At 66.7% G+C, this 13,307-nt stretch carries 10 protein-coding genes and 1 pseudogene; 9 read left to right on the top strand and 2 right to left on the bottom strand.

All coding sequences use genetic code 11. The features are described 5' to 3' along the window. The first annotated feature begins 510 nt into the window (after positions 1-510). On the top strand, positions 511-2,250 hold the full coding sequence (locus PZE19_RS31940) for a GMC family oxidoreductase (RefSeq protein WP_277864725.1): 1,740 nt from the start codon (positions 511-513) through the stop codon (positions 2,248-2,250). A 141-nt stretch (positions 2,251-2,391) separates the two neighbouring features. On the opposite strand, the gene PZE19_RS31935 is transcribed toward PZE19_RS31940, so the two are convergent. Both PZE19_RS31935 and PZE19_RS31930 read right to left on the bottom strand, forming a co-directional pair. Continuing rightward, positions 2,392-5,244 carry a protein kinase domain-containing protein gene (locus tag PZE19_RS31935; RefSeq protein ID WP_277864724.1) on the bottom strand — a complete coding sequence of 951 codons (2,853 nt, stop codon included), beginning with the start codon at positions 5,242-5,244 and terminating at the stop codon, positions 2,392-2,394. A gap of 35 nt (positions 5,245-5,279) precedes the next feature. Further along, complete coding sequence (locus PZE19_RS31930) at positions 5,280-5,921, bottom strand: sigma-70 family RNA polymerase sigma factor (protein WP_277864723.1); 642 nt, start codon at positions 5,919-5,921, stop codon at positions 5,280-5,282. A gap of 344 nt (positions 5,922-6,265) precedes the next feature. Between PZE19_RS31930 and PZE19_RS31925 the strand changes: the two are divergent. The 8 genes and pseudogenes from PZE19_RS31925 to PZE19_RS31890 all read left to right on the top strand — a co-directional run bounded on the left by PZE19_RS31925 (position 6,266) and on the right by PZE19_RS31890 (position 13,298). Next, positions 6,266-6,715: pseudogene (locus tag PZE19_RS31925) on the top strand (DUF1348 family protein). Between the two features lie 123 nt (positions 6,716-6,838). Continuing rightward, a complete protein-coding gene (locus PZE19_RS31920; protein ID WP_277864722.1) occupies positions 6,839-8,011 on the top strand; it encodes a cupin domain-containing protein in 1,173 nt (390 codons plus the stop codon). A gap of 80 nt (positions 8,012-8,091) precedes the next feature. Continuing rightward, the gene (locus tag PZE19_RS31915) at positions 8,092-8,415 is read left to right on the top strand and encodes a ferritin-like domain-containing protein (RefSeq protein ID WP_277864721.1); all 324 of its coding nucleotides are present in this window, start codon (positions 8,092-8,094) and stop codon (positions 8,413-8,415) included. Positions 8,416-8,718: 303 nt separating this feature from the next. Further along, on the top strand, positions 8,719-10,143 hold the full coding sequence (locus PZE19_RS31910; protein WP_277864720.1) for a cytochrome B6: 1,425 nt from the start codon (positions 8,719-8,721) through the stop codon (positions 10,141-10,143). Positions 10,144-10,214: 71 nt separating this feature from the next. Continuing rightward, complete coding sequence (locus PZE19_RS31905; protein ID WP_277864719.1) at positions 10,215-11,021, top strand: glucose 1-dehydrogenase; 807 nt, start codon at positions 10,215-10,217, stop codon at positions 11,019-11,021. A 597-nt stretch (positions 11,022-11,618) separates the two neighbouring features. Then, positions 11,619-11,864, top strand: coding sequence for a type II toxin-antitoxin system Phd/YefM family antitoxin (locus tag PZE19_RS31900; protein WP_277864718.1), 246 nt, complete (start codon positions 11,619-11,621; stop codon positions 11,862-11,864). Between the two features lie 33 nt (positions 11,865-11,897). After that, positions 11,898-12,323 carry a type II toxin-antitoxin system VapC family toxin gene (locus PZE19_RS31895; RefSeq protein ID WP_277864717.1) on the top strand — a complete coding sequence of 142 codons (426 nt, stop codon included), beginning with the start codon at positions 11,898-11,900 and terminating at the stop codon, positions 12,321-12,323. 75 nt (positions 12,324-12,398) lie between these two features. Continuing rightward, positions 12,399-13,298 carry a hypothetical protein gene (locus PZE19_RS31890; protein WP_277864716.1) on the top strand — a complete coding sequence of 300 codons (900 nt, stop codon included), beginning with the start codon at positions 12,399-12,401 and terminating at the stop codon, positions 13,296-13,298. Positions 13,299-13,307: the final 9 nt, after the last annotated feature.

The following is a 13,307-nucleotide window of genomic DNA, read 5'->3' as shown; positions in this document are numbered from 1 at the left end:
AGGACTGGTCGGGCGCCGGGGCGCCGTTGGAATAGAAGTCCCACCCCCCGTCGAAGGCGCGAGCCTTCGACGCGAAGACTCCGACGGATCCCGCGACGACGGCGGCGATCACCCATGGCTTGGACTTGAATCGCACGTCGAATCCTCCAGGCTGAGATGACGGGGCGGCCGGACCCATCCCGGCGCCCCGCGGCGATGCACCATGTCGCCCGGAGCCTACTCCCCCGACCCTGCTGGGCGGCGCAGGTGGACAGCTCCCTCCGATCTCGCCGAGGGAGCGAGCCTCCACGCGGCAGGACGGCTCGCGCGGGGGGGTTGGAAATCGAGCACGTCGTTGGACGGTGTCCGCCTCGACCCGCCGGCGATCGCGCACCGCCGAGCCATCGCCCATGTCCACCCGCCTCGCCTAGTCGGTGGGCCGGATCGAAGAGGTCCGTCGGCCCGGGCGCCGTCCGGGCGGGCGGTCGAGTCGGGAAGCATACACATGTCGACACGTTCGAGGAGGAACTGATGGTCGCCAGCGGTGCTCGCTTTGATTTCATCATCGTCGGCGGCGGCACGGCGGGTTGCGTCGTCGCAGGCCGCCTCGCCGAGAACCCCAACGTCAACGTCCTCGTCATCGAGGCGGGCGTGGGCAACCCCTGGGACCTCGAAAAGATCACCACACCGTCGGAGGCCATGGGCCTCCGCCACGGGAGACACGACTGGAACTACAAGGCCAGGTTCGTCAAGCGCGACGTCTGGGAGCGCACGGAAAGGGAAGACACCCGCGGCAAGATCCTCGGCGGCAGCTCCTCGCTCAACTACTTCTCGTGGGCGCCCGGCTGCAGACCGACCTTCGATCGCTGGGGCGAATACGGCGGCGCGGAATGGACCTGGGATCCGCTCGTCCCCTATCTCCGGAAGTGCGCCAGCTACCACGACGACGCCGATCGTTACTCGCCCGACCTTCGGAAGATCGGCGCCGGAGGCCCGATCCCGATCTCCCACGCCGAGCTCATCCCCGAGATGCAGCCCTTCCGCGACGCCCTCACGAAGGCCTGGACGTCCATGGGCCAGCCCCTCACCGAGAACATCTTCGACGGCGAGATGATCGGTTTGACCCATTCGGTCAACACCATCTACAAGGGCCAACGCTCCGGGAGCTACCTGTTCGTGAAGGACAGGCCGAACATCACGATCGCGCCGGAGGTCCGCTCCAAACGCCTGATCATCGATTACGCCGACCGCACGTGTAAGGGCGTCACGGTCGTCGACTCTTCTGGCAATGAGCTCGAACTCTACGCGAGCCGGGAGGTCGTCCTCTCCCAGGGTGTCTTCGAGACTCCCAAGCTGCTCATGCTCAGCGGCGTCGGCCCGGCCCGCGAGCTGGCCAAGCACGGCATCCCCGTGGTCGTCGACTCCCGCCACGTCGGCCGCCACTTGTTCGACCACCCGGGAGTTCCGTTCGTCCTGCGCCTCAAGGACGGCTTCGGCATGGACGGCACGCTCCTGCGTCAGGGCCCCAAGAATGATGCCGCCGTCGCCGCCTACAAGAAGGACCATTCCGGCCCCGTCGGCTCGGGCTTGCTGGAGCTGATCGGCTTCCCCCGCATCGACGCGTATCTGGAAAAGGATCCCATCTACCGCGCGGCCAAGGCCGCCAACGGCGGGCTCGACCCCTTCTCGCCGGATGGGCAGCCGCATTTCGAGCTAGATTTCGTCTGCGCGTTCGGCAGCGCATTCCAGTGGCAGTACCCACTCCCGCCGGACGGCGATCACATTACGGTGATGGTCGACCTGGTACGGCCGGTATACGACGGCGGCGAGGTGACGCTGAACAGCGCCGACCCCCTCGAGCAGCCCAACATCAGCCTGAACTACCTCTCGAACGAGCTCGACGTCATCGCGCTGCGCGAGGGCGTCAGGTTCTGCTACGACGTCCTCACCAAGGGCGACGGCTTCAAGGACCTCGTGGTCGACCAGTACCCCTGGGACATGCCCCTCCATTCTGACGAGCTGATGAGGACGGCCATCCAAGATCGCGTCCAGACCTCGTTCCATCCGGTCGGGACCGCCCGCCTCTCCAGGAACATCGAGCAGGGCGTGGTCGATCCCAGGTTGAAGGTCCACGGAGTCGACAGGCTTCGGGTCGTCGACGCCTCCATCATCCCGATCATCCCCGACTGCCGTCCCCAGAACTCCGTCTACATGATCGGCGAGAAGGGGGCGGACCTGATCAAGGAGGATCACAAGGACCTATTCCATTGACCATCAAGCGCGGCCCGGCGGCGCTTCGTCCATCGCAGGCTGCTGCGAAAATTCGAGCCTCGGTCGGCCCGACGCCTCAGGACGACCGATGCCGAGGCGACTCGCAGATCGCCCGCGATGGGCTCGAGTCCTGGAGTGCTCTCAGGGCTTGGGGATGATCAAAGCCTCGGCCTCGCGACGGAGCACGTGGACGATCCAATTCTCGTGATCATGGGGCAGGCCTGCCCGCCAATCGTGGCTCTTGACGGCCTCGTCGAGGGCTTCCCGCGCCTCCTTTGCACGGCCGGCTCGCCGCATGGCCATGGCCAGGACGAGGCGCGGGGCGGGCCCGATGACGCCGGCCGCATCGCCCCCCATCGTCTCAATCGCGCGATCGAACCGCCCTTGCCGATACTCGGCGAGGCCTCGGACGAACTCGAAGTATGGAAACGAGCCTTCGAATTCCGATCGTTCGACGCCCGCGGCACGCTCGGCTAGGGCGACGGCCTTCCGGAGTTCGTCGCCCGCCGCGGGCCCGACCAGGCACGCCCTCGCGGTCCGCTCTGCGATGTTCGGGTCGGCAGTCTCGCCAAACTTGGCGAGCAAGGCCTTTCGGGCGAGCAGGTACTCGTCTTCCCTGCCGAGGAACAGGCACAATTCGGCATGCCCAAACCACACCTCGTGCTCGTCCGGATCGGATTCCAGCAACTCGGCCCAGCACGAAAGCGCTTCCTCCGTCCGGCCCGAAAGTATGAGAATGCGTCTGAGATCCCTCTGGGCTGATAGGAGTTTCGGTGCGAGCTCGACCGCCCGCCTGTAGTGGGACAAGGCCTCGTCATTCATGCCCTTCCGCTCGAGTCCTAGGCCTAAGGCGTGGTGGACCTCGCCGAACTCGGGGCGGCGTTTGACGGCCTGCTGCAACCGTTCGAGCGACTTCTCGTACTGCCCCTGATTGAACCAGAGGATGCCCAGATTACCGAAGGCGGTGTTATACGCAGGTTCGATTGCCAAGGCGCGTTCTAAGTACTGAGTAGCCTCGTCGAAACGGCCGCTAAACATCAGCGAGAGGGCGAGGTTGTTGCAGATGGAGGCCGTCCGGGGGCGCATCGTCAGCGCAGCCTGGTAGTAGCGGATCGAATCGCCGTACTCGTGCCGCTCCCGGAGCTTGTTGGCCAGAGTATAGTTGGCCCACAGGTCGGAGGGGTGGGCCTGCTGTACCCGCGTCAGGAACGGGATCGGGTCGCCTCCGCTTGCCTCAAGGTAGTGGGCGATCGCCACCAGCGACGATACGGCCCGGTCGCCGACGGGGACGGATTCCGTCAGATTGATCAGCGCCGCCCTGCTCCCCCAGGCTTCGGGGTCTCGGATGCGGACGCCCCAGCCGGTCGGATCCGGATCGGCCATCCGGGCGACTTTCAGGATCCAGCCCCGCCGGTCCGCGCCTCGGGTGCATACGGCCCAGTCATCCAGGGCGGCCACGAGGGCGGCGCGGATGTGGGACCTCCGGATGCACTTCGCGACTCCCTCGACGTCATCTCGGACGCGACCGAACCCGGCCTCGAAGAATTGCCGCTCGTAGGCTTCGTCTTCCTGCTCATCGGCCCGGACGAACGGGAGGGAACTGCCGGTCTTGTCCACCCGGGCCAGTCGCATGGCGTCCAGCCGCGCCGCCAAATCCAGGTCCCGCCCGCCCTGGTCAATGCGGAGACGCAGGTCGGCCGACCCGCCGACCCCGACACGACCCTTCGCCCTCTCGAGGTCGGCATTGGCCTGGGGCCAATCGGACTTTCGCAGGGACTCCGCCATCTCCTGCAAGTCCGCCTCCGCAGCCCGGGCTGCGGCCGACCGCTCGGATGTCAGCCAGGCCGCGCCTCCGACCACGGTGAACGTCAGGACTACCGCCAGCGCGACCGCCCCGAATGCCAGCGGACGCCGTCGGATCCTCCGAGCGAGCCGGGCGATCCAACCCTCCGGACGCGCCGCGATGGCGTCGCCTCGCTGGAAGCGTTTCAGGTCCTCCGCGAGCGCCGCGGCCGTGGCGTATCGCTTCTGCGGCTCCTTGCTCAGGCATTTCAGGCAGATCGTCTCCAGGTCCCGCGGCACGCGCGAATTCAGGCGCGAGGGCGGCACCGGGTCGTTGGCGACGACCTGACGCTCGGTCTCGATCGCGGTCTCGGCGCGGAATGGGGGACGTCCGGTGATCATCTCGTAGAGGATGGAACCCAGCGAGTAGACGTCCGTATGATTCCCGATCGCCGACGTAAGGCCGGCCGCCTGCTCAGGCGCCATGTAGCTCGGTGTGCCCATCCTGGCGCCGGTCCATGTCAAACCGACGCCGGCTTGATGTCGCCAGGCGAGCCCGAAGTCCGTGACCTTGGGAGAACCGTCCGTGGCCATCAGGAGGTTCGCCGGCTTCAAGTCCCTGTGGACGATCCCGACTCGATGGGCGGCGTGGACGGCCTCGGCGATCGTCGCGAGCAGGGGCGCGACCTGGTCGCAAGCGAGCGGGACGCCGTTCAATCGCTGGGCGAGCGTGTCGCCGGCCACGTACTCCATCGTGAAGTAAGGCAGCCCGTCGAGGTCGCCCACTTCGTGGATTTGGACGATGTTCGGGTGGCCGACCGCGGCCAGTGCCTCGGCCTCGCGGTGGAACCTCGCCAGTTCCGACGGTCCAGAATGGCCTCCGTGGAGCATCATCTTGACCGCGACGAGCCGATTCAGGCGTAGGTGACGGGCCTTGTAGACGACGCCCATCCCCCCCCGGCCCAGCACGGACTCGACGACGTGTCCGGGGATCTCGGGCGTCGAGTTCGGCGGATGCCGAGCGTCCGCCTCGACCTGGATCGCCCCGGCCCCCGGGAAGAGCATCTGCAACCTATTGTCGATTCGCGCCAGCCGAGACAGGCGGGCGCGGATTTCTCCGAGCATTTCGGGATGGGCTGCGCAGGCCTCTTCGGGGGACTTGCCGGAATCCACTTCCTCCAAGAGGGACAGCACCAGCGGCTCGATGGACATGGGCGATGGCCCCTTTCGGCGTCGTGCGGCGCTGCTCAGTCGTCCAATGTCCCGGGACCGTCGGATCGCGAAGGGCCCATCCCGGGGAACCCCAAGGTCTCGACCAGCACGTGCCGGGCGCGATTCAGCCGCCTCTGAACGGTCTTGGTCGACGACCCGATCACCGCGGCCGCTTCCTCGTGGGTCATCCCATGGATCATCACCAGTTCCAGGACTTCTCGCTCGTCTTCGGGGAGCGCATCGATGGCGTCGAGCATCCGCTTGGTCTCCGTGCCCAGCCCCGAGTCGCTCTCTGCGGGTGCGGCGACGTCGATCGCGTGGACGTCGAATGGAACGTCACGATGATCAAGGCGGCGGGCCAGGTCATTCAGCTCCCAACGCATGTGTCGGCTCGCGAGCGCGAAGAAGCCGCGGACGGTTCCGGGCCGAGTCTCGCGGAGCGCCTTGAGGAGCCTCTCCACGACGGCGCCGAGCAGGTCCTCGACCTGGAGCCCGACCGGCGGCCGCGCCAGGCGGGGATAGCCGCGATGGAGCAGCGTATTGCAGAGCAACTGGAGGCGGCGGACTGATTGGCCTAGCAGCGCGGAGATGATCGGGCCCACGTCGTCGTCGCCACGCGCGACGGCCAGTTCGTCGAGGTAGCGCTGAACCACGAGTGTCGTCTGATTCGTGTCCATGATGTCACGGATTCTACCCTCGAGTTTAGCTCGTGTCACTCGTGCCCGGTCGGTCGATGTCCAGCCCGAACGCCTTGTGATTCGAAAGACGAGGGAGAGGAAGTGGGCCACGCCCGGTGACCGACGATGGTCCGGCCCAGCACCGGGGCGTGAGGATGGCCTCCATCTCGGTCCACCTTCGGATCCTTCGCCTCGGCATCTCCGTCGCGGCCGAACATCGCGGGTTTCACCAGCAGTGGAGATACAATCTCATGCCCATCGATCACCCCGGAGTCGATCCAACTTCTGTCACTACCAGCCATGCGTCCGCGGCCGACGAGGGCCGCGTCGGCAAGCATGTCGTCGTGCCGCCTTTCGACCTCGCCGCCGCCGTGCAGAAAGTCCGGGCGGCCGAGGACGCATGGAACTCGCGTGATCCGGCCCATGTGGCGCTGGCCTACTCGGAGGATTCCGCATAGCGGGCCCGCGGCACGTTCGTCACCGGCCGGGACGAGATCCGGAGCTTCCTGGCCGACAAATGGAGCCGCGAGCTGGATTATCGGCTCGCCAAGTCCCTGTGGTGCTTCGGCGACGACCGAATCGCCGTGCGATTCCAATATGAATGGCGCGACGCGGAAGGCCGTTGGTGGCGCAGCTACGGCAACGAGCTGTGGGAGTTCGACGTCGCCGGCCTCATGCGACGTCGCGAGGCCAGCATCAACGAAATCGAGATGCGCGAGCAGGACCGGCGATTCTTCTGGACCGCCCCCGGGCCTCGCCCGGCCGATCATCCCGGAATCCCCGATGTTCAATGAGCCGGCACAGCCGACTCCGCGACAATTCCGCGGCGGGATCGAGGTCCGTCCTCCGGCAATCATACCTCGCGGCATCGCTCCGTCGTCATCCATCGAGATATCAACACAACCGGAGAGGGTCCCATGCAAAGACGTCATTTCCTCGCGGCCGCTGGATCGGCCGCCGCGGCCGTCGCGCACCTGTCCGCTCGAGAGGCCGAGGCCGGCGACCCGAGCTTCGCGAACAACGCGCCCGACCCGATCCTCGCGGGCAAGGAGCTGCCGACCTTCAAGTTCGAGCTCGAGAAGTCGGTGGGCAAGGTCATCGGCGCCAGCTACGGCAAGGAGGCCACCGTCGAGCAGCTGCCCATCTCCAAGGGGATCGCGGGAGTCTCGATGAAGCTGGAGCCCGGGGCCATGCGGGAGCTGCACTGGCACGCCACGGCCGCCGAGTGGGCGTTCGTCGTCGCCGGCCGGGTCCGGACCACCCTGTTCGACCCGCAGGGCGGGGCCGAGACCGACGACTTCGACCCCGGCGACGTCTGGTACTTCCCCCGCGGCCACGGCCACATGCTGGAGTGCCTCGGCGACGAGCCTTGCCACTTCATCCTGATCTTCGACAACGGCTACTTCTCCGAGTTCGGCACCTTCAGCATCAGCGACTGGATCGGCCATCTGCCCAGGCCGCTCCTCTCCAAGAACTTCGGGCTGCCGGAGTCGGCCTTCGACGGCTTCCCGACCGGGGAGGTCTATTTCGCGCGAGGCGATCTCCCTCCGCAGGAACCCTCCCGGCCCCTCCAGGGCTGGAAGCCGCCGGCGTTGCCGCACAAATACGAGCTGCTCAAGCGTCCGCCCCACGGGGTCTTCAAGGGCGGCCGCGAGTGGCGCGTCGACTCCACGACGTTCCCGATCTCGCAGACGATCACGGGCGTCGTCTTCGACCTGGAGCCCGGCGGCCTGCGCGAGCTGCACTGGCACCCGACGGCCGACGAGTGGCAGTACGTCGTCGAGGGCGAGGTCGTCGTCACGATGTTCGGCTCGCACGGCCGATATCGCGACGAAAGGCTCTCCGCGGGCGACGTCGCCTACATCCCCCAGGGCTACGGGCACTCGATCGAGAACGTGGGGGCCAAGACGTGCCGCATCCTCATCGGCCTCAACTCGGGCGTCTATTCCAAGATCGACCTGTCGGAGTGGATCGCCGGGAACCCGCTCGACGTCCTGGCCGCCAACTTCGGCAAGCCTGCCGCCCTGTTCGAGAAATTCCCGCGGTCCGACGTCTACATCGCCCCCGAAGCCTCCGGGCCGCGCGAGTGACGGATGGGCTTCGCCCATGCACGACGAGGGTCCGTCCCGGCGGGCGGACCGCAACTGAGCGACCCATCAGGACGACGACCATGTTCGAGACGATGAACGACCTGGCGCTCGAGGTCCGCGGGCGATTCATCGGGCTCCTCAACGCCCGCCTCGCCGATTGCGTCGACCTCCAGACGCAGGTCAAGCACGCCCACTGGAACGTCAAAGGGCGGGACTTCATCGCCCTGCACGAGTTGTTCGACGAGATCAACGAGGCGGTCGAGGACTACGTCGACGACATCGCCGAGCGGGCCGTCCAGCTCGGCGGCGTGGCCCAGGGCACGGCCGACCTTTTCACCGAAGTCTCGCGAGGGTTGGACAAGTGGCTCTGGTTCGTGGAGTCGCATGCGCAATCGAGGCCGTGAATCCTCGTCGGCCGCGGCCACGAGAGGACTTCGTCCCGTTCCGACGCGGCTCGAAACGACCCTCGATTTCGACGATGCCGGCTTCCGTCGGCGCGGGTGTTCGCCGAGCTCGGTGCGGCGCGGAATCTCAATCCATCGGTGACTGCCCTGCGGGTCCGAGGTCCTTCCCGCCGCCGGGGGCGGAGGGGCGCATGACGCCCCTCCGCCGATCTCCCCCGCATGGCAGCCCTCGCCCCACTCGCCGATCATCGCGGCGATTCGTCCAGCTTCAGCTCGCCCAGGCTTTGCAAGAGAGGAATTCCCATGAGCCGTCCATCGCCTCGCATGCTTCGAATCTGGGCTCGCGCCTGCCTCCTGCCGGTGGTCCTCATCGGCGTGCTCCCGGGCGGCGGCGACGCCCAAGAGGCCGCGAACGCCTCGAGTTACGACCAGGTCTCGCCGGTCCTCCTGGGGCTCGAATCCTTCCAGGGCCGGATGGCCGGGGACAAGGCGGAGCGGGCGGGAGTGATGGAGCGTCAGATGGCGTTGTTGGGCTCGCGCTACGACCTGGCCCCGAGGCCCGACCCGAGCCTGCGGATGTCGCGCGGGAAGCCGGTGCAGGTCGGGCCGACGGCGAGGCTCCCGGAAGGCCTGACGTGGGATCGACTGGCCGCGTCGCCGCCGGGGGAGATTCGCGCGAAGGGCCTCTTCCCCAAGGGCTTCCTCCCCCTGCCCCACCCCGATCACGGCGTGGGCGGGATGGTCTTTCCGCAGGCCGAGATCAAGGCCCTGCCCAGGCTGGAGAGGTTCGACCTGGACTTCGACCTCCCCGATCAGTTCCTCCCGGAGTTCCCCCCGGCCCTATACCTGACGACTCGTCCCGACCTGGGCGACGTCTCGCAGGGCAAGGTCGTCACGGTCGAGAATTTCCAGGAGATCTTCGCGGGCGTCCTCAATTCCAAGGATCTCGAGGGGATGCGACTGCTGGTCACGCAATTCCCGCAGCAGCAGTTCAACGCGACCGCCGACCGGAAGACCGAGAGCTCCGCGGGCATGCAAGGCGTCGCCTGCTTCGACTGCCACGTGAACGGCCACACCTCGGGGGCGACCCACCTCGCGGGCGACATTCGGCCCCAGTCGCACCGGAGGCGGCTCGACACCACGAGCCTGCGGGGCGTGAACGTCCAGCGACTGTTCGGCTCGCAGAGGGCCCTGAAGACGGTCGAGGATTTCACCGAGTTCGAGCAACGGGGTGCGTACTTCGACGGCGACCAGGTCTCGGCCTCGGCCAAGGGGGTCAACCCGCTGGAACGGGGGAGCCAGGTCCACTTCATGGCGGAAGTGCAGGAACTCCTCGACTTCCCGCCCGCGCCGGGGCTCGACGTTTTCGGCAGGTTGGACGCGGCGAAGTTCGCGGCCGACTCGCCCGAGATGAGGGGGCAGGCCCTGTTCGAGGGGAAGGCCCGATGCGCCGCCTGCCATCCTGCCCCGTATTACACGGACAACTCGATGCACGACCTGAGGGTTGAGCGATTCTACGAGACCCAGACGATCAACGGGCTGGTCGCGACCCGCCAGGGGCCGATCAAGACGTTCACCCTGAGGGGGATCAAGGAGTCGCCGCCCTACTTCCACGACGGCCGGCTGCTCACGCTGGAAGACGCGACGGAGTTCTTCAACCTGACCCTCGAGCTGCACCTGTCCTCGGCCGAGAAGGCCGACCTGGTCGCCTTCCTCAGGCGACTCTGAATCGACCCGGGACGTCGGGGGCGGGATGCACGGCGAGACCGATCGAACCATTTCCATTCCTGGAGGTCCGCATGAGGCTCGAGGGGAAGACCGCGTTCATCACGGGCGGCAACAGCGGCATCGGCCTGGCCGCGGCCCGCACGTTCGTCGCCGAAGGGGCCAGGGTCGCGATCACGGGCCGCAATCGAGAGACGCTCGAGGCCGCGAAGGCCGAGCTCGGGGACAGGCTGTTGGCCATCCGGGCCGACTCCAAAGACGTCGCCTCGATCGACGAGGCCGTGACCCGGGCCGTGCGGGCCTTCGGCAAGCTCGACGTCGTCTTCGCCAACGCCGGGATCGCCGCAGTCACGCCGGTCGGGGGGACGACGCTCGCCGAGTTCGAGGACGTCGTTCGCACCGACCTGACGGGCGTGTTCTTCACCGTCCAATCGGCCGCACCGCACCTCAACGAGAAGGCGTCGATCATCCTCACCGGATCGGTCCACGCGGTCCTGGGCACGGCCGGCTGGGCGGCCTACGCGGGGTCCAAGGGCGCGGTGCGATCGATGACCCGCGTGCTGGCTTCGGAGTTCGCCCCTCGCGGGATTCGGGTCAACCAGCTGACGCCCGGCGCGACCCGTTCGCCGATCTGGAACGCCTTCGCGCCGGACGCCGGGGCGATGGAGGCCTTGGAACGGGAACTGATCGCGACGATACCGCTCGGCCGGATGGGCGAGGCCGAGGAGATCGCCAAGGCCGCCCTGTTCCTCGCGTCCGACGATTCCTCATTCATCACGGCGGCCGAGATCGTAGTCGACGGCGGCGCGACCGGCGCCCCGCGAGGACGGGTGGAGATTCCGCCTGCCCCAACCGGGGGACTGCGACTGCGTCAGGGATAGGGTCGCCACGCCGCGTGATAAGTCAGCTTTGACTAACGCAACATAAAGGCCGTACCCGACGGCCCGGTAGGCCCCTGCCCTCCTCCGGGCCGGCTGGTTGCGTCGTGCCCTTCGTGATCCGGTCGGGTCGGCCTCGCCGGCACCGCGGCCGTCCTGCCCTGATTTATGGACGTCGGTGCCTGACAAAGGGCGACGTCCTGCTGCGCCGGTAACGAACCGGCGCCGGGGTCGTCCTCTGGCATCGCAGCGGACCTTTGCCACAGGGCCTCCAAGCCGCGGCAGATGCACTTCAGCTGCCGGTGCTGTATAGGCGCGCTGGCCGCCTCCGGGCCAGTTTGGCGAGGCGAAGAGCCAGCCGTTTGAGCAACTGGTGGGCAACACGGGCAGGTGACATACGGTGGGGGCTCTCGGACGACCCACGTGGGGCCCTTGCTCGGCTGGTGTCGCACGGGCGTCAAGTACGCGACCCCTTTTACCGCAAGAACTTACGCCTTTGCAGGTCATAATTTCCTGTTATGACCTACGATCGGCATGGGTTTGCCGAAACTGGAGAAGGCTGGTAGACTGGTCGAAGACCGGTCTAAACCAGGAGGGGTCATGGAGAAGACTGTAGGGAGCTATCAGGCCAAGACGCATCTCCCGCAGCTGCTCGAGCGGGTGGCCAAGGGGGAGCGCATCACGATCACCAAGCACGGCGTGCCCGTGGCCGTCCTCGTGCCGCCCCCGGCCGCCGAGAAGCCGGACGTCCGGGCGGCCGTCGAGGAGATGCGGCGCTTCCGCAAGGGTCGCTCCCTCGACGGGCTCACCATCCGCGAGATGATCGAGGAAGGCCGGCGGTTCTGAAGGACATGAGTCTACCGCTCACGAAGGAGCGTCATGAGCAGCACGGATGAGTTCGTCCTCGACAACTCGGTGGTGATGGCCTGGGGCTTCGACGACGAGGCCGACCCGTACGCCGACAACCTGCTAGGGCTAATCCCCTCGGCCCGAGCCTACGTGCCGAGCCTCTGGCCGCTCGAAGTGGCGAACGTCCTGCTGGTGGGTGAACGCCGCCAGCGAATCACCGCCGCGGACACGTCACGGTTCCTCTCGCTCCTCGGCACGTTCCCCATCACGGTCGATGACGAGACGACCGCCCACGCCTGGGGCGAGACGCTCTCGCTCGCGCGGGCCCAGAAGCTGTCGGCGTACGACGCGGCCTACCTCGAGCTCGCCATGCGGCGGGGCCTGCCCTTGGCCACCCTCGACGCCAAGCTCAAGGCGACGGCGGCCGCAGTGGGCGTCACGTTGTATTCCCCCTGACGAATTTGACGGCCGGCCGCCTGAATCATCGATCGACGCCGCGGGCCGAGGATCAAACGAAGGAGGGTCAGCGAAATGGCGAAGACGATTTACCTGGATCACGACGTCTTCGTGCGGCTACGCCGCGACGAGCGCCCGGGGCTCGCCGGACATATAGCTGCCTTCAAGCAGGAGGAGTTCCTTTTCACCTACAGCCCGGCCCACCTGGAGGAAATAGCAGTCATCATCCGGGAGGTCCAAGACCAGACCGAGGCCGAGAAGCGAGTCGCCGAGAGCATCGCGATCCTCTCGCAAACGACGGGGAATTGGGAGTTCCTCCCAGCGGAACACAATCAGGGACCATCCCGGCTCATCCAGGAAGATCCACGAATTTGCATGAGTCGTGTGCTCGACGGATACGAGTTAACTCTGGCGGCCGAAGAGAATGAGCGATCTCTGATGAGCATGAAGTCCGCGGCAGCTTTCGAGGAGGTCTATGGAGAGCTCGGCGCGGACGTCAAAGCTGAGCCCGGCGTCCCCTTGTTCGAACGCAGACGTGCGGAGGACGAAATCAATGTCTTGGCTGTAAACAACCTAGCTCCGGAGAACCTTTTCACCGACTCGAAGGTCTTGGCGGGCCTGGGTGTGAAGCTCTGGAACTACAACTACGAATGGAACCTCGATACCCTACCCAAAGGGGCAGAGCTGCTGGCCTCGCACAAGACGAGGGAGACGGTCGTCAATCTCGTGTTCGCATACCTGGAGCAGATTGGTTACCGGGCTGATTCGTTCGACAAGTTCCGCTCCCGCATGCACGACGTTTCGCACGCGATCTACGCTGCTGCGGCGAACGTCGTCGTGACGGGCGACGGCCGCTACCTGATGCGGTTGAGAGCGGCTCACCGGTTCCTTGGGCTGCCAACCCTGCCCCTATCGCTCGACGAGTTTATGGCGGCTTCGCCCGACGACGTTAACGAGCGTATGAAGCAGACTTGATCGCCGAAC

Source organism: Paludisphaera mucosa (genome assembly GCF_029589435.1).
Lineage (GTDB): Bacteria > Planctomycetota > Planctomycetia > Isosphaerales > Isosphaeraceae > Paludisphaera > Paludisphaera mucosa.
The sequence above is the reverse complement of the archived record's forward strand: the minus strand, read 5'-3'. Positions and strand labels throughout refer to the sequence as shown.

Excerpts from the sequence above, each read along its gene's own strand:
- PZE19_RS31940 (WP_277864725.1), top strand. The coding sequence starts at position 511 with ATGGTCGCCAGCGGTGCTCGCTTTGATTTCATCATCGTCGGCGGCGGC.
- PZE19_RS31935 (WP_277864724.1), bottom strand. The coding sequence starts at position 5,244 with ATGTCCATCGAGCCGCTGGTGCTGTCCCTCTTGGAGGAAGTGGATTCC.
- PZE19_RS31930 (WP_277864723.1), bottom strand. The coding sequence starts at position 5,921 with ATGGACACGAATCAGACGACACTCGTGGTTCAGCGCTACCTCGACGAA.
- PZE19_RS31920 (WP_277864722.1), top strand. The coding sequence starts at position 6,839 with ATGCAAAGACGTCATTTCCTCGCGGCCGCTGGATCGGCCGCCGCGGCC.
- PZE19_RS31915 (WP_277864721.1), top strand. The coding sequence starts at position 8,092 with ATGTTCGAGACGATGAACGACCTGGCGCTCGAGGTCCGCGGGCGATTC.
- PZE19_RS31910 (WP_277864720.1), top strand. The coding sequence starts at position 8,719 with ATGAGCCGTCCATCGCCTCGCATGCTTCGAATCTGGGCTCGCGCCTGC.
- PZE19_RS31905 (WP_277864719.1), top strand. The coding sequence starts at position 10,215 with ATGAGGCTCGAGGGGAAGACCGCGTTCATCACGGGCGGCAACAGCGGC.
- PZE19_RS31900 (WP_277864718.1), top strand. The coding sequence starts at position 11,619 with ATGGAGAAGACTGTAGGGAGCTATCAGGCCAAGACGCATCTCCCGCAG.
- PZE19_RS31895 (WP_277864717.1), top strand. The coding sequence starts at position 11,898 with ATGAGCAGCACGGATGAGTTCGTCCTCGACAACTCGGTGGTGATGGCC.
- PZE19_RS31890 (WP_277864716.1), top strand. The coding sequence starts at position 12,399 with ATGGCGAAGACGATTTACCTGGATCACGACGTCTTCGTGCGGCTACGC.